Below are 23,001 nucleotides of genomic sequence, written 5' to 3'. Positions count from 1 at the left end.
CCAAAATTCTTGCTAACAAACGCTAACTAGCAACAATCACGCCGCAATCAGTTTTGCAAAAAGGTGCCCAGGGGAATGAAGCTCATCTCCTGGCAGTCCCATATTTTCAACTTTGATATATTGCTTTGACGAATAATTATTTGGAACGATCAATTTAAGCGGCCCAACAGGTGATTCCAACTCAATTTGATTTCCTGACATCAGCATAGGGCTTGGCACTTCTATCTCACCATATAAATCAGACCCTTTCAATTCCCATTTCAACCCAGTCATTTTTAAACTGAATTTCACTAGATAATCGCCATTTTCACCACCGAATAACCCAGGGTACCCTCTATTTTTAATTCGAAACGTTTTTCCCTGAAAAGCTAATCGCGAAAATTTCATCCGAATTTTTAATCCGGGTATATAGAAATAACCTATCTTTAGCAAACGAATCGCATAACGCAAAGTCAAAGGATAAGTAATCACTTTATCCTTTCCTCGAACAGGCTTTCTTGATTGCGTATAACGCCAGTAATCTGATTTTGCACCGTTTGTCTGCTGTGACGATTGCTGACCTGGCTTTTTATCCCCAGTCTCAGTTGAACGATTGTGGTAACGACAAAAAGCCGTCCAATATGAGTCTTTATGCTTGATTAAAATTTCAAACGCCTCAGAAACTTCCTGAAACTTTTGCGTCGCATTATGAATTTTGGAGACATCAGGATGATACCGCCTCGCCATTTTGCGGTAGGCTTGTTTAATGGTCTTATCACAAGCAAGATGATGTATGCCTAATATAGCAAAATAATCTTTTGTGACATCAAAGGGAGAATTAAGCATTCTAGAGTATGGGGAGCGCCTATAAAAACCTGATATAACTTCTTAAAATCGATTTTTATTCTAACGTGTTTATGGGGAAAAACAAAGCAAATAACAAAACAAAAACGACCTACCCAGCCTGGTAGATTTTTTCCAAAAAGCACTTCGAATAAAGGATAATACCCTCTCGAATTAAAAGGGATATCAATAATGAGTGTAGAACAAACTTTACAGGAAAGAAGTGGACATAAATGTGAACTTTGTGGATCAGAAGACAATTTACGCGTTTATGAAGTAGCGCCTAGTGATGGTTCTGCTGATCAGTCAATTCTTGTTTGCGAAACCTGTGCTAGCCAAATCGAAAACCCAGAAACTATGGATGCAAACCACTGGCGTTGTTTAAACGATAGCATGTGGAGCCAAGTGCCAGCTGTTCAAGTTATGGCTTACAGACAGTTGAATCTATTGAGAGGCGAAGGCTGGCCACAGGACTTGCTAGACATGATGTACTTAGCAGATGATGTACGTCAATGGGCTGAAGCAGGCATGCCTAGCGAAGATGATGACACAACACCAACAAAAGACAGCAACGGAACCATCTTAAATGAAGGTGATGATGTCACACTAATTAAAGACCTAGACGTTAAAGGCGCGGGCTTTACAGCCAAACGTGGAACGCTTGTGAAAAGCATTCACTTGACTGATAACCCTCTACACATTGAAGGTAAGGTTAACGGAACCCAGATCGTATTGGTTGCAGCTTTTTTAAAGAAAGCTTAAACAAACCAAACCGCCTATAAAAAACTCTCCTTATAGGAGAGTTTTTTATTTCTACCGTTGAATTTCTTAAACTTCCACATGATCGAGTAAGTCACTGACGCAAACCCGATTCCTGCCATCTCTTTTCGCTGCGTATAAAGCATGGTCTGCAGCGTTAAATAAAGTATCAAAGTCCACTTTCAAATCATCATGACACGTTTGTTCTGCACTGTCTAATAAAGCGACCAATCTTGAAATCACTCTTTTATCATGACAAGCAACACCTATACTAGCTGTTACGCCAACTCCCATTGGAGACAACTTCTCAATACCCGCTCTAACTTCCTCCATACGCTCTTCAACAACATGAGGTTCACAGCCAGGCATAAGCAAAACGATTTCATCGCCACCAAATCGAGCAACAACATCTCCAGAATGCCTCAAGCTCTTAACTAAAGAAGCCACCTGACGCAACACTTCATCACCGCAAGCATGACCACTTCCATCATTAATTTCTTTAAAGCGATCAATATCCAACAAGGCCAGTGCAACTCCCTCATTATTTTCAATTGCATCACTAACAATCTTAGAACCGAATTCTTCCATAAAATGCCGATTATTCAGACCTGTTACGGCATCTATATTGGCTTTTTCATACAAGGCCTTTTGCGTTTCTTTAACCTTATCCAACTTCTTCTTATTTAGTATCAGATTAATTGCTCTAGCTAAAAAATCTGTCTCATGAAAAGGCTTGGCAATGAAATCTCCAGCCCCATGTTTGAGCACATAAAACTGTCGCAACAAATCATTCCAGCCTGATACTGCTAAAATCGGAATACCGCGAATGGACTCATTTCCCTGACGAATCAGGTTTATCAAACCAATACCACTAATACGCCCTTCCAGCACCAAGTCAGTCACAACCAAATCAAAATGATGCTCTTCATCTAATAGCTCAGCAGCCTCTTCACCACTTTTAACATGCACCACTTCCCAACCAGCAGTTTTCATAATATAGGTTGTATAGTCAGCCGTACTTTGCGCATCTTCTATATACAGAACCTTTGCCGCAATATTGGTTGTTGCATAAAGCACAAGGCTTCGTAGTGCACGCTTCAACGTTGCAAAATCAGATTTGATAAACACTTCAGTAAAACCTGCATCATAGGCTTTACGCTTAAATTCCTGAGTAGTATTTGAAGTTAGAAGAAAGCTTGGAATATTATCCAACTTACTGTTTTCTTTTATTTTTTTTAGAAATGCAAAACTATCCATATCACCCAATTCATGGGAAATACTGATCGCATCGGGTTTGTTCTTTTCAAGATAGGCAAGTGCTTCAGCACCATTGACATACTCGAGCGCATTGACATCTTCAGCTAGTAGAATTTGCTTAACAATTTCACGATAACTCGATGACGGGTCTACAATCAAAACATTCATAAACTGTTTTAACCTTTTGAGCTGAAACAGAGACTCATAAAGATCCATTCATATAACATGACTTTCATTTACCCCTGTTTAAAGTTCTCTAAAAAGCCCGCAGAATAGCATCACACAAAGCGGGCTTTAAAGACTTAGATGTTGGTCACAATATCATTCAACTTTTGACTAGGTCGCATAACTTGATTAACCAACCCAAGATCTAACTTGTAGTAACCACCAATATCAACTGCCTGGCCTTGTACCTTATTCAACTCATCTATAATTGATGCTTCATCTTGTGTCATTGCATCTGCAACTGCCTGGAAAGTCGCTTTCAAATCAGCATCACTAGCTTGTGCAGCTAACTCTTGCGCCCAATACATTGCCAAATAAAAATGACTGCCTCGGTTATCAATCTCACCCACCTTACGAGAAGGTGATTTATTGTTCTCCAAGAAACGACCTGTCGCTTTATCTAGTGTTTCGGACAAAACTTTTGCTTTAGGGTTGTTAAAATGACTTGCCAAGTGCTCGAGAGACACTGCCAAAGCCAAAAACTCACCCAACGAATCCCAACGTAAATGGTTTTCAGACAACAGTTGCTGTACATGTTTAGGTGCAGAACCACCCGCGCCAGTTTCAAACAACCCACCGCCATTCATCAAAGGCACAATCGACAACATTTTGGCTGAAGTCCCCAATTCCAAAATTGGAAATAGGTCAGTCAAGTAATCACGTAAAACATTACCCGTCACCGAGATAACATCTTTACCCTCTTTAATATGACGCAAAGTGAAGCGTGTCGCTTCTTCAGGAGACATGATATGAATTTCTAAACCAGTCGTATCATGGTCAAGCAGGTAGTGATTCACTTTTTCAATAACCTGATGATCATGTGCACGATTTGGATCCAACCAAAACACTGCTGGTATATTAGCTGCACGGGCGCGAGTTACTGCTAGCTTCACCCAATCTTGAATTGGCGCATCTTTGACTTGGCACATACGGAACACATCGCCATCCTCTACAGGCTGTTCTAATAAAACGTTTCCATTTTTATCCAATGCACGTACAACACCTGCTCCTGTCATTTGGAAAGTTTTATCATGTGACCCATACTCTTCAGCTTTTTGCGCCATCAAACCAACATTAGGCACTGTTCCCATTGTCGTTGGATCAAAAGCTCCATGGTGTTTACAGAAATTAATTGTTTCTTGATAAACACCTGCATAACAGCGATCCGGAATCACAGCCAAGGTGTCTTGCTGCTTACCGTCTTTATTCCACATTTGACCAGAGGTACGAATCATCGCCGGCATAGAAGCATCAACAATCACATCCGAAGGAACATGTAAGTTTGTAATCCCTTTATCGGAATCAACCATTGCGATATCTGCTTTCGCATCAATCGTCGCTTGAATATCTGACTCTATCGCTTGTTGTTTTGCTTCTGGCAAGGTTTTGATTTTGGCAAACACATCTCCCAAGCCATTATTGGGGTTAACACCGGACGCTTTGAATTCATCTGCATATTTCTCAAATACTTCAGCAAAGTACGCCGAAACAGCTTGACCAAAAATAATCGGGTCTGAGACTTTCATCATGGTTGCTTTAAGGTGTACGGAAAACAACAGCCCTTCGACTTTTGCTTCGGCAACCGCCTCTTGCAAAAACGCATGAAGTGCCTTTTGGCTCATCACGGCTGCATCAATAATTTCACCAGCTTGCAATGGTGCATAACCTTTTAATTCTTTAATTTCACCCTTATCGGAAACAAATTCAATTTTAAACTCAGTTGCTTCTGACAAAGTCACCGACTTTTCAGAACCATAAAAATCACCATTAGACATATGTGCAACTTTTGTTTTGGAATCGGCTGACCAAGCCCCCATTGAATGCGGGTGTTTCTTTGCATAGTTTTTAACGGAAAGAGGTGCGCGGCGATCTGAATTCCCTTCTCTCAATACAGGGTTAACTGCGCTTCCTAAAACCTTCGCATAAGTTGCTTTAACTTTTTCTTCTTCTGCGTTTGCTGGATTAGCAGGGTAATCAGGTATGTTATAACCTTTTTCTTGCAACTCTTTGATTGCTGCGTTTAATTGCGGGATAGAAGCACTGATATTTGGTAACTTAATAATGTTTGCATCAGGTGTTTTTGCCAACTCGCCTAATTCAGCCAAAGCATCACCAATGCGTTGCTCAGAAGATAGTTTTTCAGGGAAGTTCGCCAAAATACGACCCGCCAACGAAATATCTCTAGTTTCAACCGAAACCCCTGCCGCCTTTGTAAAAGCTTCAACAATCGGTAAAAATGAAAAGGTTGCCAGAGCTGGCGCTTCGTCAGTTAAGGTATAAATAATCTTTGCAGTCATGAAATGAAATCCTAATTTCGAGCATCGGTGAGTTGACTATTAAAGAACTGCAGTCGCAGAACTTCTTTGCCAAATGCATCAACATTAAAAGAAAGTGTTAAAATACGCATTATTTTAACTTACTCTGGCGTGCTTTGCATAACTTCAAGCCCTGTGATTGTAAGCTTTATTCTTCGCATCATTGAATGCCACAAATCAAAAATACCATGCGACAAATATTATTATTCAACAAACCTTTTAATGTCTTATGTCAGTTTACAGATGAACCTCAATATCGAGAGCAACGTCAAACTCTGGCAGACTATATTGACTGCCCTGGTTTCTATGCCGCTGGCCGCCTAGACAGAGATTCCGAAGGTCTATTGCTTCTCACCAATGACGGACAGCTGCAAAATCAAATTGCTGACCCAAAACACAAACTCCCTAAAACTTACTTGGTTCAGGTCGAAGGCGACATTTCTTCTAATGCAATCAGCCAGCTAAAAACAGGTGTTGTGCTCAAAGATGGTACTACTCGCCCGGCTCAAGCTAAAAAAGTTAACGAGCCTAAGTGGCTTTGGCCACGCAATCCACCCATTCGAGAGCGTAAAAACATTCCTACTTCTTGGGTTGAACTAACAATTACTGAGGGGAAAAACCGCCAAGTCCGCCGTATGACGGCTGCCGTAGGCTTCCCAACGTTACGCTTAATCCGCATAAAAATTGGCCCTTACCAACTAAAAAATCTACCGTCGGGCGAATCCATCATGCAAGAAATTTCATGATAAAATAACTTTATGAAAGAAACATTATCATTTGCTGACACCTCAGCATCAAAACCCAAAACAGACACCAAAGTTATCGTAGGCTTATCTGGTGGTGTAGACTCGTCCGTCACAGCTTTGTTACTTAAGCAACAAGGTTATCAAGTGGAGGGACTTTTCATGAAAAACTGGGAAGGTGACGATACGGAAGACTACTGCCCTGCTGCCGAAGACTTAAAAGATGTTTTGGCAATTTGCGAAAAGCTAGACATTCCTCTACATGTCGAAAATTTCTCCAAAGAATATTGGGATCGCGTATTTGAGCATTTTTTAACCGAATATGCTGCCGGCAGAACCCCTAACCCAGACATTCTTTGTAATAAAGAAGTCAAATTCAAAGCTTTTCTTGATCACGCCATGACACTGGGGGCCGACTATATTGCAACCGGTCACTATGCACGCATTCATCAAGATGAAAAAGGGAAATTCCACCTACTGAAAGGCTTGGATAACAATAAGGATCAAACCTACTTTCTTTATACTTTGCAACAAAACCAGTTGGCAAAATCACTCTTTCCGATTGGTGAGCTTGAAAAACCTTATGTGCGTCAATTGGCAGAAGAAGCCGATTTAATCACGCACGATAAAAAAGACAGCACAGGTATTTGCTTTATTGGTGAACGCAAGTTCAAAGACTTTTTGCAGCAGTTTTTGCCTGCCAAACCTGGCGACATTGTCGATACAAGTGGCAACATCATAGGTAAGCATGATGGCCTTATGTACCTTACGTTAGGGCAACGCAAAGGTTTAGGAATTGGTGGTGGTCATGGCGACTCTGGACTACCTTGGTTTTCGGCTGATAAAGATCTAGAAAAAAATCAATTAATCGCCGTTCAAGGTGCCGACCACCCTTTGCTCAACCACCGTTACTTGGTGGCAGACACTTGCGATTGGGCAGCAGGCCATGCACCTGAAGTCGGCGTTGCTTTAAAGGCTAAAGTGCGTTATCGACAACCTGAACAACCTTGTATAATCGTCATGCAAAACGACGATACCATTATCGTTGCTTTTGACGAACCTCAAACAGCGATTACCCCTGGGCAATCAATTGTTTTCTATCAAGGAGAAGATTGTTTAGGGGGCGCCATTATTTCTCAGCGTTATCATGAGCTAGAAAACATCCCTGAATACTGTTCAGACAAACTGTCATCAAGCAAAGTGGAATGTGTATGAATCAAAACTATACTGATCAAGATAAAACCATTGCACTCATTGGTATTTACCAAGTTGCTCAACAGGTTTTTGAACTCGCTACAACAGGTAAAACAGATACGCTTGCCTATGAAACCAGCATCAACTCTTTGTTTTGTGACAATCCGAAAGATACGCTGGATGTTTTTGGTGGCGATGTCATGAACATCCAAAAAGGCGTCACTACCCTATTAGGACAAATGAATTCAAGCCAAGCTGCTCAAATACGCAATATTGAGGTCACCAAGTACGTACTGAACTTAATGATTCTTGAGAAGAAGGTATCCGACTCTCCTGAAGCACTTAACAAAATTTTTAGCGTGATAGAGTCAGCTCGTTCCAGCCGTGAACACTTTGGTGATTTTCACGAAAACGTCATTGCCTCATTGGCTAGAGCTTATACCGAAAACATTAGTTCGCTATCGCCACGCATTATGGTCAATGGTGCACATGGTCATCTGCAAAACCCATTAATCGCCAACAAAATTCGCAGCCTGCTTCTAGCAGGTATCCGCGCATCTATGTTATGGCGTCAAGTGGGAGGTAGTCGTTGGGGGCTTCTCTGGTCAAGAAAAAGATACTTAAGAGATGCACAAACACTGTCGCGCACACCACCGCCATCAGATTCGTCTTATTTCAATCAAGATTAAATTTCTCAATTTCGTTATCAATTGCAACGGAGTAACTATGGCAGATGTCAAAATACAAAATCAACCAGCCGAAGACAGCTTAAACAAGCTTGGTGTTTTTAACTGGCCAATATGGGAAAAAGAAGCATCCAACTTTCCTTGGCACTATGATACGGAAGAAGTGTGTTACCTACTTGAAGGTAAAGTAACCGTTACCGCCAATGGACAAACATTTGAATTTGGTAAAGGGGACTTGGTAACCTTCCCACAAGGCTTAAGTTGTGAGTGGACTATTCACTCACCAGTCAAAAAGCACTATCAATTTAAATAAAATTCATTTTTCTTTAAACATAAAAAAAAGCGCCTAAAAGGCGCTTTTTTTGTACTGGTTAATTCCAACTTATTTAATCTTTTTATAAATTGGCTTCTTAACGACTTTTGCAGCGGCTAACAATGCCTTAATGCGTGCATGCACTTCTGCATCACCTAGTACACCAGCAACTGAATCTTTAAGCTGCTTTAACTCTTCTTTATCACCAGGCAACTTGCCTTCGCGCACGCCTGTCACTTCAATCACAACAGAATCGCCTGAAGGCAACTTATAAGTTGAATATGAAGGTTTACCATTTTTTGGCTTAGGCGCTTTAAACAACGCAGCTATCAGCTGTGGTAAGACTTTTCTATTCTGACGATCAAGCCAGTCAGTTTGCTGATAAGTGACGCCATTGCGCACCATAGACTTCAGATCTGCCCCCGCTTTAACTTTAGCCAAAATACCTTTAGCCAAGTCAGCAGAAGCTTGAACGCCTGCATCTTTTCTTAGAGCCTGCTCAACTTCGTCTTTTACTTCGTCAAATGCTTGTTGTTTTTCAGGAATCATTTTATGAATACGAATAACAACAGATGACGTAGGCGATAATTCAATTGAAGAACTATTATTCCCCTTCATAACATCTTCCGAGAATGCAGCCTTAATCACTTTTGAATTTTGCGTTAACTCATCATCACCACCTGCTTTAGAGAATGGTTCTGAGGTTTTAACATCAATACCTGCAACATCAGCGGCAGGCTCTAAAGTATCTGGCTGTTCATAAGCAACAGAGCTCAGCTTATCAAGTAAATCAAAATACTGTTTCTCAGCCTGTTTTTTACGGTACATGCCTTCAACATCCGATTTCACTTCCGCAAAACTCTTAGTACGTTTAGGTTCAATTTTCGTCAGCTTAATTAAGTGATACCCAAAGTTGGTCTTAACTGGTTCACTGATTTCATTTAACTTCATTGAGAAAACCGCTTTATCAAAAGCTGGCACCATCATACCCTGCTGGAACAAACCTAAATCACCACCCAGTTTAGCTGAGCCAGGATCTTGAGAGTATTTCTTAGCTAAATCCGAAAACTTCGCACCAGCTACAAGCTGCTTACGAATATCCTGAATTTTCTTTAATGCCTGCTTTGCATCGGTTTTACCATCAATACGAATCAAAATATGGCTAGCTTGTCTTTGCTCTGACTCAGTGAATTGATCCTTGTTATCTTGATAATAAGCTTTCAATTCATCATCAGTAACTTTAACTTTTTTTGCTAACTCATCTTCAGACAACAAAACATAATCAATGCTAACTTGCTCTGGAATGACAAATTTAGCTTTATGCTTGTCGTAATAATCTTGCATCTCGTCTTGTGAAATAACCGCCATTTTCATTAATGGAGTTTGATCAATTTTTAAAACATTCATTTTGCGTTGTTGATATTGCAAATCAACTAAATGTTTAAACAAACTGTTTGGTGCCACTTCTGAAGCTGAAGTGAGTTGACGGGTTTGCGTTTCCAATAAGAAGTCACGTTGCTCCTGCTCAAAGCCTCCAACCGTTAAGCCATTACGTGCCAATAGGTTTTCATAGGTTTGTTGATCAAACTTACCGTTTTTTTGGAAAACTTTTGCAGACTGAATCACCATTGATAATTCAGCATTAGTAATCGCCATATTATGAGATTTCGCCCATTGCTCAATAACTGATGATTCAATTAACGCATCAAGAACTTGGTCTCTAAGCTGGTCGTCTTTCACTACCTGGTCGTACATGTCGCCAAATTGCTGTTTAAGACGTGCTTTTTGACGATGATAAAGCTTCAGAAAATCTGTTGCTGTAATATCTTTACCATTTACTTCTGCTACTGCGGTCTTTTTCTCGCCTTGAGCATATTGCTGAATACCGAAAAGTGCAAAAGTGATAATAATCAAACCTACGATAATCCACGCAATCCATCCTTGCGCGTGTTCTCTAATGCTTTGTAACATTACCGACAACCTATTTTCTAATGAAATTTAAATTTAAAGTCGGTATTTTATCAGGCTATTGCATGGGTTTCATATTAATTTCACCTAGCCCTGCTTCTAGGATATTTAACCAAGAGCTATGATAGAATTGCGTACAAAAATATAAGAGAAAACAGGCCATGAACAAAATACTTTATGTCGATGATGCTCCCTCCATGAGAAAGCTGGTAGAAATGGTTTTAAGTCCAGAATTTGACATTACACTGGCATCTAACGGGCAAGAAGGATTAGATGCTGCCCAGCAGTCACAATACGATGTCATTATTTCCGACATCAATATGCCGGTAATGAATGGTTTAGAGTTTTTAGAAAACGTTCGTGCCATTGAAAACTATAAATTTATTCCAGTTTTGATGATGACAACTGAAGCCAGTCGCGAAATGAAAGACCAAGGGAAAAAATTGGGCGCAACGGGCTGGATTGTTAAGCCTTTCGACCCTGCAAAACTCCCAGCCATTATCCGAAAAGTTCTATAACAAATATCTGCCAGGCTGGGGTATAACCATAGCCCAACTAAAAACATCAATTATAAAAAAACCGCCTGTTGGCGGTTTTTTTATTACAAACACTTCTTTTATCTTAAGACGAAAAAGGGTCTTGTAAAATTAACGTTTCTGCACGGTCTGGACCTGTTGAAAGAATCGAAACAGGAACTCCCATTTGCTCTTCTAAGAATCGAATATAGGTTTTCGCTTCTTCAGGCAAGGCATCCCATGACGCAATACCAACAGTTGAAGTTTTCCAACCTTTTAACGTATGAAACTGAGGCTCCACTTCTTCATATTCATCTGCACTATATGGCGGCAAAGACAAAGTCTCACCATCACGCAAATAATGTGTACAGACCTTGATTTCATCCAACGTATCCAATACGTCCAATTTCGTCAAACAGACCCCCGTTAAACTGTTAACTTGAGCAGAGCGACGCAACGCAACTGCATCAAACCAACCACAACGTCTTTGACGACCTGTCGTTGCACCGAACTCTTGTCCACGTGTGCCTAGAGTCTTGCCTATTTCATCACCTTCATCATTGGCAACATCATAAACAAGTTCTGTTGGGAAAGGTCCTGCACCGACACGTGTTGCATAAGCCTTAGTAATGCCCAATACATAATCAATCTGACAAGGGCCAACACCACTACCTGCCGCTGCACCACCTGCTGTGGTGTTTGACGAAGTCACATAAGGGTAAGTTCCTTGGTCAATATCCAATAACGTTCCCTGAGCACCTTCAAACATCAAGTTTTTGCCAGCACGGTTATATTGGTCAATTAAGTTTGGAATATCGGCCAACATCGGCAAAATCATTTTTTCATAGTCTAGGCATTTTGCCCATTGAGCATCAAAATCAACTGGATCCGTTTTATAGTAGTTTGTCAGCATATAATTGTGATATTCCAAAGTCGATGCTAACTTTTCTTTTAACGATGCCATATCTTTTAGATCACCTGCTCGCAAACCACGACGAGCAACCTTATCTTCATAAGCTGGCCCAATACCGCGCCCTGTAGTTCCAATTGCCTTAGAACCTCTTTCTCTTTCACGAGCTTGATCTAAAGCAACGTGATAATCCAAGATCAATGGGCAGGCTTCACTGATTTTCAAACGACTTCTAACAGAAAGTCCCGAAGCCTCTAGCTCCGAAACTTCTTTGGCTAATGCCTGCGGACACAAAACCACGCCGTTACCGATAAAACACTCTACTTCTTCTCTTAAGATTCCAGACGGAATCAAATGCAATACGGTTTTTTTACCATCAATGACCAAGGTATGTCCGGCGTTATGCCCGCCTTGAAAGCGAACCACTGCTGCTACACGATCTGTTAACAAATCGACTATTTTACCTTTACCTTCATCGCCCCACTGGGTACCGACTACAACGATATTCTTTTTTGCCATTTCTTTCTTCTTTACTCAAAGGAACTATTTTTGAACACACTGCCAGATGTCATTTTGCTTACTTAAATACTCACTACCTGTAGGAACTTCAGACAATTCGTAATAGCGTTTAACAACCGCACTTTTTTTCAAATTTAAAATTTCTTGAACCAACTCTGGATCGGCCTCAATAGGCGCATAAATCACTTTCTTTTCTGGAGTCGGCGGACAAGCAAGCAAATCTAGCGTACTTCTCAAATCCAAACTAAACCCTGTCGCTGGTTGGGCTGAACCAAAATCCGAACCGATTTCATCATAACGACCACCCTTGGCAATCATATAAAGCTTTTGGCCTGCCGCATAACATCCAAAAATAATACCGGTATGATATTGAAAACCACGTAAATCAGCTAAATCCAAATGAATCCCCTGTAATTTAGAGGCCGCTTGAAAATAAGACATGACTTGTTTTAAACGTTCGATACATTCGTCCATTTCTGCGGACAACCCTGTCAAAACAGTTTGTGCCTTGGTCAAGGCTTCATCCGCATCACCGCATAACGACAACAAACTTTCAAAGGCTGTTTTTAAAGAACCGTTTAAAGATAAACTAGCAACAAACTCATTGTATTCTGGCACTGACTTTCGCATCAGAATATCAACCAACTGCTGTGTTTGCTTTTTATTCAACTGAGCCAATCGCATTAACTCTTCAACAACAGAAACATGACCCAAGCTCAAGGTTAAGTCATTCAAACCCAAAGCTCGAATAGAGCTTAGCATTAACGCAATGACTTCAATATCACTTTCAACACCTTGGTGACCAAAAAGCTCTGCGCCAACTTGGATAGGGCTACGTGATCCTTTAGCCTTATTGTTTCGAGTTTTCAGTACTTCACCAACATAACAAAGACGAGTAATTTGACCTTTGTTTTTCAAGCGATTCACCGCAATACGGGCAACTTGAGGGGTCATATCAGCTCTTACCCCCATCATACGACCAGATTCTTGGTCTGGAAAGCGACAAGTATCGGTTGCTAGATGTCGTGCAGTACCCGTTAAAAGTGAGTCTGTATATTCTGCAATTGGCGGTAAAACTAAATCATATCCTGATGACTCAAAACCATCCAAAAGCTGGCGTCGGTAATATTCAAGCTTCTTTGCTTCTTCAGGAAGCAAATCTTCAATACCGTCAGGGGTGAACCAAATATTCTGTTGCATTAAAACTCTTTCTATCGTTTTCTAAAATAAAATTTGTCTAGTTTAGCCAAAAGTGACCGAAGGATAATTAGGCCATTAAAAACAAAATAACCATGCCGACTACCAAGCTAATCAAACCCATTAACCTAATCTTTTTCTCTTCCATTTTTACAGCTTCTGACATCATTTTTTGCCAAAAGTGCGGAAATACGAAAGGCATCAAACCTTCAAATATAAAGACTAAAGCAATCGCACTAATTAATATATTATCCAACATAATTTATTTCCATAAAAAAGGTGGTCAATGCCACCTTCTTCATTTTAAAACCTAAGGGTTTATTTTTTCTGTTGATTAAAGTATTTAAAGAATTCCGACTTAGGATCAACAACCATCACATCAGACTTGTCTTTAAACGCTTGCTGGTAAGCATTTAAGCTTTGATAAAAAGCATAAAACTCATCATCTTTGTTGTATGCCTTAGCATAAATGCCTGCTGCCTTAGCGTCCCCTTCCCCGCGGATGCTCTCAGCATCACGGTAGGCATCTGCTGAAATAATCGTACGTTGTCTGTCTGCATCAGCACGAATTTTCTCTGCCGCTTCAGCACCTTGAGAACGTAAGTCTTTAGCCACACGATTTCGCTCAGCTTCCATTCTTCTGTAAACCGATTCACTGACATTCTGTGGTAGATCAACGCGCTTGATTTGAACATCAACTAAGTCAATACCGAAAGAAGTTACAGCCTGCGCTGTCTTCTTACGAATATCACTTACAATCAGTTTTCTATCTTGTGAAATAACTTCTTGAACAGTACGGCTACCAAATTCAGCTCTTAAGCCGTCTTTGATAATCTGAGCAAGGCGCATATTCGCCAAACGAATATCACCATTCATCGTGGTATAAAAGCGCTTCGCATCAGCAATACGCCATTTAACAAAAGAATCCACAATCAGGTTTTTCTTTTCACTGGTTAAATAACGTTCAGGTGCAGCGTCCAATGTTTGTAAACGCGCATCAAAAGTACGCACATTGTTCACGAATGGCATTTTAAAATGCAGCCCGGGCTTGATATTACTACTAACAATCTCACCAAAGCGGAATAAAAGGCCTGTTTGTCCTTGTTGTACGGTATACACAGAACTAACACCCAGCAGAACTGCCGCAGCAGCGATAACTAATAAAATTGCTCTCATCTTAACGCAGCTCCCTAGTTCTTAACAGTTCGCGAATATTGCTCCGTGGATTCGAGCTTTTCACTGGTTGAGAAGATGTATTTGTATTCAAGCCCCCCCCTTGCTTATCTGCTGACTTGAAAGGAACTTTTGGCGCATTATTACCAATCATTTTATCTAAAGGCAAATACAACAGATTATTACTGCTGCTAGACCCTACGAAAATCTTAGACGTAGATTCCAATACATTAGTAATCGCATCAATATACAAACGCTCACGCGTAACTTTAGGTGCTTTTTTATACTCAGCTACAATACTGTCAAATCGACTCGCTTGACCTGTTGCTCTTGCAATAACTGAGTCATGGTAAGCTCGCGCATCTTCAATTTGTCTTGCCGCATTACCTCTTGCTTTCGGCAAAATATCGTTTGAATAAGCTTCCGCTTCGTTAATTAAACGTTCTCTATCTTCACGGGCTTTTACCACATCAGCAAAAGCATCCTGCACCTGCTCAGGTGGCTGAGCATCTTGCAAGTTTAGAGAAGTAATGAACAAGCCTGTTTCATACTTATCCAAGTTCTTTTGTGTAATGATTTTAACTTTGTTAACAACTTCGTCACGACCTTCTGTCAAAACGAAATCCATTGTATTTTGTCCAACAACTTCACGTAGCGCGCTTTCAGTTAAAGCACGAAGTGTCATATCAGGATCGGAGACATCATAAAGATATTTCTTAGCATCGCTAACTTTGTACTGTACCGCGATTTTAATATCAACGATGTTTTCGTCCTTAGACAGCATCAATGACTCAGAAGGAACATTACTGCCCTTATTACGCGAGTCTGAACGATAACCAATTTCTGCTGTACGGATACGATCAACATTCACCAACGTGACTGATTCAATCGGCCAAGGCAAATGCCAATGCAAACCAGCTGTTGTCTGTTCAGCATAAGCACCAAAGCGTTTCACAACTCCTCTTTCTGGAGAATCAACGGTATAAATACCGCTTAATAGCCATACGATAATTGCAACAATCACCGCAACACCAGCACCTTTAGCACTAAAGCCACCGCTACTGCCGCCGCCACCTAAAAAGCTCTGCAATTTTTTTAACAGTTCATCCAAATCAGGATCAGGTTTCTGACCCTTTGGTTTATTAGGACCGTTAGAGTTATTGCCCCATGGATCTTGTCCTGGTTTACCCGGCTCGTTCCACGCCATTCTTTTCTCCAGAAATTGAAATAGATTCGATATTTTAGTTTTAATGACCACAAAAGTCATCAATTATTCTTATTAGCAAGCTATCCTGCTTATCAAGCTTGCAACTCAGTTTGGATTATTTCCGGCCAGTTTTGAATGCTTGCCCATTCCTGCTCAGTCAAACACATGGTAAATTCACTATTACCTTGCTCATCAAACCCTTCATTTAAAATCGTTCCTAGCGTATAAAGTTCGGCACGTTGCTTTCCGGCAGAAACATCTAGCGTCAGTTTCACCGTTATAAACTTACCTCTAAAATAGCTAGCAACAGAGTCTAACATCAATTCTATGCCTTGCTGGTCTTTTGCAGAAACCCATACTCGCTCTGGCAGTTGCTGATCATTCAAATCAACGTGAGGCTGTACAGGTGGATCAAGCAAGTCGATCTTGTTATATACCAATAACTGCGGAACCTCTTCTGCACCGACTTCTTTAATCACTTCTTGCACATCAGCAATTTTTTCTTCTCTGTGAGGGTCAGACGCATCCACCAAATGAATCAACAAATTGGCTTCACTGGTTTCTTCTAAGGTTGAACGAAATGCCGCCACCAAATCATGTGGAATATGTCTGATAAATCCTACTGTATCCGCAAAAATAACCGAACCAGCGCCAGGCAAACGAACCTTACGAAGCGTCGCATCCAAGGTTGCAAAGAGTCGATCCTCTGCATAAACACCAGCCTGCGTCATCTGATTAAATAAAGTAGATTTCCCAGCGTTAGTGTAACCAACAATCGTTACAGTTAACATGTCTGATTTTTTGCGCGAACGTCTCCCGAGTTGACGTTGATGACGTACTTTTTCAATACGGGATTCGAGCTGTTTGATTTTACCTTGAATCAAACGTCTGTCCGTTTCAAGCTGGGTTTCCCCTGGCCCTCTCGCACCAATACCACCCTGACGATCTAAATGCGACCATCCTTTTACAAGACGTGTTGCCATGCGTTTAAGCTGTGCCAATTCAACCTGCAATTTCCCTTCATGTGAACGCGCACGCTGCGCAAAGATGTCGAGAATCAGCCCCACACGATCAAGTACCTGACATTCCAAATACTGACTCAGGTTGCGTTCTTGAGCAGGCGATAAAGCATGATTAACAATCACCACATCTGCTTCATGCAACTCAACGGCATCTTTAATTTCTTCGGCTTTGCCTTTACCAACAAAATATTTAGGGTCAGGAGATTGACGTTTTGTCGTGATCAACTCTGCGATTTCAGCACCTGCTGAATCAACAAGTTCATAGAACTCTTCGAGAATCTCACGGTCTGCTTCTTGGTAGAAATCAACATGAACCAAAACGGCTTTTTCAAGTTCACGCTGCTCAAGCCTTCCAAATAACTCCATGGTTACTTGAAAGACTCACGCTTGATAGGAAAATTTTGTTTCAACAAGGAATTATGCGTCAGAAGAGTCTGTAGATTCAAATTCGTAAGCTTTAGGATCACGAGCAGGAACGATAGTTGAAATTGCATGTTTGTAAACCATTTGTGTTACGTTGCTGCGCAACAGTACGACAAACTGATCGAAAGAATCGATTCGGCCTTGCAACTTAACCCCGTTTACCAAATAAATGGCTACGCTGATTTTTTCTTTTCTAAGCGCGTTCAAATACGGGTCCTGAATCGGCAAAGCTTTGGTCACTTTCTTATTCTCCATGATTATTCCTTGTTCTAAGAGTTTTCTTGCGTTGTATGTTGTATTTGTATTTTTATGTTCTGCGTAACTGTCTGTCTATTTCTGATACACGCAGATAGCAAAATAATACCATAACGCAATCACAAACGTAAACAGCAATCAAAAGTAAACTAAAGATCGCCTTTCAAAAGGCCACAGGTCTCTGCGACTTGTTGATCTAAACTTGTTTCAAAAGGGTCTATAACCAAATCCACCGCTTCCTTTCGTAACCAAGTAATTTGTCGTTTAGCCAACTGTCGTGTCGCCACAATTCCTTTCTCAACAAACGTTTGAAAGCCATACTCCCCACGGTAGAAAGGCCAAGCCTGTCGATAACCAACGCTTCTTACTGAAGGTAAATCCGGATGAATCGCTGGCGTCTGAAACAAACAACCCGCCTCCGCCAAAAAACCCTGGTCAATCATGTGTTGAAAACGAACTGCAATCTGTTCATGCAACTTGGCGCGATCTTCTGCCATCAAAGCGACCTTCGCCAATTTAAATTCAGTCAACCCCTCACCTTGTTCCGCTTTTTGCAACTCACTCAAGGGCCTGCCCGTCAGTTCATAAACCTCTAAGGCTCTCGTTAAGCGCTGTGAATCATTAGCATGGATTCTATCCGCCGCTTCAGGATCCACTTCCGCGAGCCTGGCATGCACTTCTTTCGGGTTTGCCTGCCATGCAGCAAACAGCTTTTCACGCAAAGCCTCATCTGCCGACGGTAATTTCGCCATTCCCTTTTGCAAAGCATTGAAGTACATCATTGTCCCACCTACCAAAAGCGGGATACGACCTCGTGCAAAAATCTCCGGCACCAGTCTATGTACGTCATCAACAAAATCGGCCGCCGAGTAACTCTCTGTCGGCTCTAAAATAGAAATCAGATGATGCGGCACTTGCTGCATTTCCTCTTCCGAAGGCTTAGCAGTCCCTATATCCATTCCTTTATAAATCAATGCAGAATCGACACTAATTATTTCTACTGGCAAGCACTCTGCAACCGCCATCGATAAGCGGCTTTTACCGGATGCCGTCGGTCCCATAATCGCCAGACATTGTTTTTGTTCGATTAATTTTTCAATCTCATCGTTAGAGAATTTCAAGTTGTCTTGCAAGTTATTGCCCTCTCATAAACAGCCCATCCAGCTGTTCCATTGATAACTGCACCCATGTTGGACGGCCATGATTACATTGTGAAGAGGCATCCGTTGCCTCCATGTCGCGCAACAAAGCATTCATTTCTTCTAGTGTTAGCTGACGGTGTGCTCGCACTGATCCATGGCATGCCATGGTAGATAAAATAGCATTGATTTTTTCTTCAACCGCTTGAGATTCGCCAACCACTGCAAAATCTGCAATCATGTCATGAATAAGATTGGTTACATCGGATTTTGCCAAAAGCGCAGGCACCGCTGTCACTTTTAACTGCTCAGGGCCAAAAGGTTCCATTTCAAAGCCCAAACGCTGAAATTCAGGTTCAAAACTCTGCCATGTTTTTAATTGTGATGTTTCCATCGCAATAACAATCGGCACCAATAGCGGTTGTGAAATAAGTCGATCCTTTTGCCATTGTGTCTTCATACGCTCATACACAATACGCTCATGCGCTGCGTGCATATCCACCAATACCAAACCTTGTTCATTTTCTGCCAAAATAAACACGCCTTTAATTTGTGCTTTGGCATAACCCAATACCGGTGAGCTTGATGACCGCGCATCCTGCTCAATTTTTTCAAATGCATCATAACTGGGCTGCAACTTAGAAACATCAACCGTTTGGCCGTAAGAAAGACCTGGCTCCGAAACAGTCATATTGGATTGGCTATCTGATGCATTATCATAACTTTGAAATGCCATCGATGCTTGATAAGCCTGTTCGTTATGATTCATATCTCCGGCAATATTTAACGACTTACCGGGTGAACTAGCACCACCTACATTACCGACAGGTTTAGTCACAATTTCACGAACAGAACGTCTCAAAAAATCATAAACCCAACGACCATTAGCGAAACGTACCTCATACTTGGCAGGATGAACATTCACATCCACTAAATCAAATGGCATTTCAATAAACAGTAAATAAGCTGGGTGACGACCATGGTACAAAACATCTGCATAGGCTTGCTTAACAGCATAAGACAGTAAACGATCACGAACAATACGACCATTCACAAACAAATACTGCATATCGGTTTGTGCACGGTTAAACGTTGGATAACCTGCCCAACCACTCAATCGAATATCTTGCGCTTCAAAATCGACACTAAAGCTCTGGTCGACAAAAGGCGCTCCCATTAAATGCTTTAGACGTACTTTTAATGCGGCCAAGTCCTGTGCAACCTGCACTTGACGCACCACGCTATTGTTATGCACCAGCTTCATCGAAACATCTGGGCGACTTAACATCACACGTTTAACCAATTGGTCGATATGAGAGAACTCTGTGCGTGCAGAGCGTAAAAACTTTTTGCGTGCTGGTGTGTTAAAAAAGAGATCACACACTTCTATACATGTGCCCTGAGGATGCGCCGTAGGTTGCACCTCTTGCCAACCAGACTCACCTTCTCCACTCAATTTCCACGCGTGCTTACTTTGGTGATGACAACTGGTTAACGTAAATCTAGAAACGGAGCTAATACTTGCCAATGCCTCTCCACGAAAGCCCAGTGTTGAAACCGCTGTTAGATCATCATAACTTGCAATTTTACTGGTTGCATGACGGCTCACAGCTAACATCATTTGCTCTTTGCGAATACCACAACCGTTATCTACCACCGTAATGCGTTTTTCACCGCCTTCTTCAATATAAATATCTACTTGCGTTGCGCCAGAATCCAAGGCATTTTCCAACAACTCTTTCACAACAGATGCAGGTCTCTCCACCACTTCACCAGCGGCAATCTGATCCGCTAAATAATTGGGTAATAATGCAATTTCCTTATCAAAGGAGTTAGACACATTCATTTCGGTAGGTTCGGGCATATCTGAAAGACTGGAAGTTTCTGTTTGCAAAACGATTTAAACCACACATTTAAAGACTTGAATTAATGGCTAACGATTATACAGATTCCAAACTGCAATTCACACGGCAATCAACTCAAACACAGCAAACAACACATAAATTCAAGACGAAAAAAAAGGCCAATGAAGGCCTTTAAATACTTAGGAGTAGTTCATTAAAGCGATGCTACGACACTATCGGATACCGGAATGCGTAGTTTTTTGCCAACATAAAGACGGTCAGCTTTCTTAATATGGTTAATGCGTTTTAGCGTTCGCGTTGAGATTTTATAATTGGCAGCTATCTCCGAAAGCGTATCGCCACTTTGTACGCGATAATGCAAATACAGTTTTTCACCCCATCTAGGCTCATCAGCGTTATTACGGACAAACTTTGTTACACCCAAAGCAATCGACTTCGCCATTCTATCCTGGAAAAAGCTATTCTTCAGTTTGCGTGCTTCCTTAGGATTCGACACAAACGCAGTTTCAATCAACATAGACGGCATATCAATTGACTTTAACACCGCAAAATTAGCAGCTTGTACACTACGCTTATGCAGTGTTACCGAACGCCCCATTGATCCCAAGACTGTTCTAGCAAGCTTACGACTCGCACGAATATTTGCCTCGCGAGACAAATCAGACAACACAAATGCCACATCCGAATCACGGCCTTTCAATTTAATATCGTTCAAAGAAGCATTTTCAGACTTGGCTAAAATGCGCGCCATAACAGAACTTGCACCACGAGTTGACAATACATAAACAGAACCACCTCGCGCACTTCTGTCTGGGAAGGAATCTGCATGAATTGAAATAAATATATCCGCATTCATCTTATGCGCTAAACGCACACGCTTCCCTAAAGGAATAAAAACATCACGATCACGCGTCAGAACGGCATGCATACCCGGTTGGGCATCAATGTACTTTTTCAGTTTTTTCGCCATTGCCAACACAACATTTTTTTCATAAATGCCGTGTACCCCGATTGCACCAGTATCTTTACCACCGTGCCCTGGATCAATCGCCACAATTAAATCTTTATTCTCTGGATAGAACACTGAGCTTCCAGCATTCATCACATCTCGCGTACTTTGCTCATCCGCAATATCTTTAGTGAATTTTTTTACGTGTTTAACACTGGCTACTGCTTTCTTTGAACCAGCATCCGCAAGCTTAACCTTGACAACTTTAGGTTTCGCGCTTGTTTTAACCGCTACCTTTTTAACAGGAGGCTTAGCCACTTTTTTAATAACTGGTTTTGCTTTAGCAATAATCTTTGGTTTCGGTTTTGAAACCTTCTTCGCAATGGTTTTAGGCTTAACACTTGGCAAACGCTTGGTAATGTCCACCACTACTCGCTCCGCACCAAACTTGTTTTTTGCCAAAGTGAAATAACGGAAATCATAATTTTTTCTTAAATCCAAAACCACACGTGTTCTAGCTTTTTGGCTGTACAAACGAATTCTGCTTAACCTTGGATCAAGAAACTTCATTTTCTTGAAGGAAACATCGTTTTTCGCTTTATAGAAATCAACAACAATTCGAGAAGGGTTATTTAGTTTTCGTACTTTGAAATAGTGGTTATGCTTGATATCGAACACAATGCGAGTTTTTTCATTGGTTTGACCTACACGAATTTTCGACAAGGTTGCCGAAGCCATTGCATTAGACGTATAAATCAACGCCAAAAACATTATCAGCATCGAGATAAAAGAGGACTTTCCGGTTGTATGCATTTTTCTAGTCATGGCATTACCCATCGCTTTTCCAAGTTCTTCATTTATACATCTTGTGAACCAAATTCCATGCCAGAGTTTTTAACCAACTCTGACAGTTTTTTGGCAAGACGACCACCTGTATCCGTAACGGGGGTTATTGTAAAAGAGCGACCTTCTCCTTCCCCCAACTCACTCGCATATTGCAAATGAATCACAAGGTCTGCTCCCTGTAAAACGCCTTCACCTTTAGATGGCCATTCCACCAAAGATAAAAAATGCGTTTTTAACAAATCTCGTATACCTAAAAACTCTAACTCTTCAGGATCACACAATCGATATAAATCAAAATGATGTATCTCACCCAAAGGGCCTTCATAAGTTTCAACCAACGTATAGGTTGGGCTTTTTACCTTTTGTCCTGGTAAAAAACTCTGAATTAACGCTCTAGTAAAAAAGGACTTCCCCGCACCGAGGTTACCTTCTAAATAAATAACCAGCCCGTTATCTAGTTTGTTATCGCTACCCCAGCCTGGCAGATTTTTATGCTCTCTTTCGTGCTCATCTGCCAACTGGCTTAACGCTTGCGCCAATAATTTTGCTAAAGCTTCGGTTGCCGACTCATCTGCCAACTTACCGTTAATATTTGTTTGTGTTGTCTGCATCGTCTTTTGTTAAAAATATCCGCTATCAACTAGCAATTTATTGATTTTATTTTTTGTTTGCCAATAAAGCCTACTTTGCTTCAAATGG

At 41.2% G+C, this 23,001-nt stretch carries 21 protein-coding genes; 6 read left to right on the top strand and 15 right to left on the bottom strand.

Annotation, left to right across the window (positions count from 1 at the left end; translation table 11 throughout):
• Positions 1-36: 36 nt before the first annotated feature.
• Complete coding sequence (locus N745_RS0104870; protein ID WP_024851014.1) at positions 37-825, bottom strand: DnaJ domain-containing protein; 789 nt, start codon at positions 823-825, stop codon at positions 37-39.
• Positions 826-1,014: 189 nt separating this feature from the next.
• Between N745_RS0104870 and N745_RS0104865 the strand changes: the two genes are divergently transcribed.
• The gene (locus N745_RS0104865; RefSeq protein ID WP_024851013.1) at positions 1,015-1,584 is read left to right on the top strand and encodes a PhnA domain-containing protein; all 570 of its coding nucleotides are present in this window, start codon (positions 1,015-1,017) and stop codon (positions 1,582-1,584) included.
• Positions 1,585-1,650: 66 nt separating this feature from the next.
• On the opposite strand, the gene N745_RS0104860 is transcribed toward N745_RS0104865, so the two are convergent.
• Positions 1,651-3,006 (bottom strand): response regulator, encoded by a 1,356-nt coding sequence (locus tag N745_RS0104860; RefSeq protein WP_024851012.1) that lies wholly within the window; start codon positions 3,004-3,006, stop codon positions 1,651-1,653.
• Between the two features lie 134 nt (positions 3,007-3,140).
• Positions 3,141-5,360 carry an NADP-dependent isocitrate dehydrogenase gene (locus N745_RS0104855; RefSeq protein ID WP_024851011.1) on the bottom strand — a complete coding sequence of 740 codons (2,220 nt, stop codon included), beginning with the start codon at positions 5,358-5,360 and terminating at the stop codon, positions 3,141-3,143.
• A 206-nt stretch (positions 5,361-5,566) separates the two neighbouring features.
• Between N745_RS0104855 and N745_RS0104850 the strand changes: the two genes are divergently transcribed.
• The 4 genes from N745_RS0104850 to N745_RS0104835 are packed head-to-tail and all read left to right on the top strand — an operon-like array spanning position 5,567 to position 8,314.
• Positions 5,567-6,124 (top strand): rRNA large subunit pseudouridine synthase E, encoded by a 558-nt coding sequence (locus N745_RS0104850; protein WP_038071038.1) that lies wholly within the window; start codon positions 5,567-5,569, stop codon positions 6,122-6,124.
• 12 nt (positions 6,125-6,136) lie between these two features.
• Positions 6,137-7,336, top strand: coding sequence for a tRNA 2-thiouridine(34) synthase MnmA (gene mnmA, locus N745_RS0104845; protein WP_024851009.1), 1,200 nt, complete (start codon positions 6,137-6,139; stop codon positions 7,334-7,336).
• The gene (gene hflD, locus N745_RS0104840) at positions 7,333-8,004 is read left to right on the top strand and encodes a high frequency lysogenization protein HflD (RefSeq protein ID WP_024851008.1); all 672 of its coding nucleotides are present in this window, start codon (positions 7,333-7,335) and stop codon (positions 8,002-8,004) included. Before mnmA ends, hflD begins: the two co-directional genes overlap by 4 nt.
• Positions 8,005-8,041: 37 nt before the next feature.
• On the top strand, positions 8,042-8,314 hold the full coding sequence (locus N745_RS0104835) for a cupin domain-containing protein (RefSeq protein WP_024851007.1): 273 nt from the start codon (positions 8,042-8,044) through the stop codon (positions 8,312-8,314).
• A gap of 69 nt (positions 8,315-8,383) precedes the next feature.
• Here N745_RS0104835 and N745_RS0104830 read toward each other — a convergent pair whose 3' ends face one another.
• The gene (locus tag N745_RS0104830) at positions 8,384-10,285 is read right to left on the bottom strand and encodes a SurA N-terminal domain-containing protein (protein ID WP_024851006.1); all 1,902 of its coding nucleotides are present in this window, start codon (positions 10,283-10,285) and stop codon (positions 8,384-8,386) included.
• Between the two features lie 158 nt (positions 10,286-10,443).
• Here N745_RS0104830 and N745_RS0104825 point away from each other — a divergent pair, with 158 nt between their 5' ends.
• A complete protein-coding gene (locus N745_RS0104825) occupies positions 10,444-10,800 on the top strand; it encodes a response regulator (protein WP_024851005.1) in 357 nt (118 codons plus the stop codon).
• 103 nt (positions 10,801-10,903) lie between these two features.
• On the opposite strand, the gene N745_RS0104820 is transcribed toward N745_RS0104825, so the two are convergent.
• The 11 genes from N745_RS0104820 to tsaE all read right to left on the bottom strand — a co-directional run bounded on the left by N745_RS0104820 (position 10,904) and on the right by tsaE (position 22,913).
• A complete protein-coding gene (locus N745_RS0104820) occupies positions 10,904-12,226 on the bottom strand; it encodes an adenylosuccinate synthase (RefSeq protein WP_024851004.1) in 1,323 nt (440 codons plus the stop codon).
• 24 nt (positions 12,227-12,250) lie between these two features.
• A complete protein-coding gene (locus N745_RS0104815) occupies positions 12,251-13,426 on the bottom strand; it encodes an ATP phosphoribosyltransferase regulatory subunit (protein ID WP_024851003.1) in 1,176 nt (391 codons plus the stop codon).
• Between the two features lie 67 nt (positions 13,427-13,493).
• Positions 13,494-13,682 carry a DUF2065 domain-containing protein gene (locus N745_RS0104810; protein ID WP_024851002.1) on the bottom strand — a complete coding sequence of 63 codons (189 nt, stop codon included), beginning with the start codon at positions 13,680-13,682 and terminating at the stop codon, positions 13,494-13,496.
• Between the two features lie 59 nt (positions 13,683-13,741).
• The gene (gene hflC, locus N745_RS0104805; protein WP_024851001.1) at positions 13,742-14,599 is read right to left on the bottom strand and encodes a protease modulator HflC; all 858 of its coding nucleotides are present in this window, start codon (positions 14,597-14,599) and stop codon (positions 13,742-13,744) included.
• A 1-nt stretch (position 14,600) separates the two neighbouring features.
• The gene (gene hflK / locus N745_RS0104800) at positions 14,601-15,803 is read right to left on the bottom strand and encodes an FtsH protease activity modulator HflK (RefSeq protein ID WP_024851000.1); all 1,203 of its coding nucleotides are present in this window, start codon (positions 15,801-15,803) and stop codon (positions 14,601-14,603) included.
• A 92-nt stretch (positions 15,804-15,895) separates the two neighbouring features.
• Positions 15,896-17,191 (bottom strand): ribosome rescue GTPase HflX, encoded by a 1,296-nt coding sequence (gene hflX, locus N745_RS0104795; RefSeq protein WP_024850999.1) that lies wholly within the window; start codon positions 17,189-17,191, stop codon positions 15,896-15,898.
• Between the two features lie 51 nt (positions 17,192-17,242).
• Positions 17,243-17,503: an RNA chaperone Hfq gene (gene hfq / locus N745_RS0104790; protein WP_024850998.1), complete on the bottom strand. Its 261-nt coding sequence runs from the start codon at positions 17,501-17,503 to the stop codon at positions 17,243-17,245.
• Between the two features lie 149 nt (positions 17,504-17,652).
• Positions 17,653-18,636 carry a tRNA (adenosine(37)-N6)-dimethylallyltransferase MiaA gene (gene miaA, locus N745_RS0104785; protein WP_024850997.1) on the bottom strand — a complete coding sequence of 328 codons (984 nt, stop codon included), beginning with the start codon at positions 18,634-18,636 and terminating at the stop codon, positions 17,653-17,655.
• Between the two features lies 1 nt (position 18,637).
• Positions 18,638-20,536, bottom strand: coding sequence for a DNA mismatch repair endonuclease MutL (gene mutL, locus N745_RS0104780; protein WP_322785928.1), 1,899 nt, complete (start codon positions 20,534-20,536; stop codon positions 18,638-18,640).
• 164 nt (positions 20,537-20,700) lie between these two features.
• Complete coding sequence (locus tag N745_RS0104775; protein ID WP_024850995.1) at positions 20,701-22,281, bottom strand: N-acetylmuramoyl-L-alanine amidase; 1,581 nt, start codon at positions 22,279-22,281, stop codon at positions 20,701-20,703.
• A gap of 32 nt (positions 22,282-22,313) precedes the next feature.
• A complete protein-coding gene (gene tsaE / locus N745_RS0104770; protein ID WP_024850994.1) occupies positions 22,314-22,913 on the bottom strand; it encodes a tRNA (adenosine(37)-N6)-threonylcarbamoyltransferase complex ATPase subunit type 1 TsaE in 600 nt (199 codons plus the stop codon).
• Positions 22,914-23,001: the final 88 nt, after the last annotated feature.

This window comes from Hydrogenovibrio kuenenii DSM 12350, from assembly GCF_000526715.1.
GTDB lineage: Bacteria > Pseudomonadota > Gammaproteobacteria > Thiomicrospirales > Thiomicrospiraceae > Hydrogenovibrio > Hydrogenovibrio kuenenii.
The sequence above is the reverse complement of the archived record's forward strand: the minus strand, read 5'-3'. Positions and strand labels throughout refer to the sequence as shown.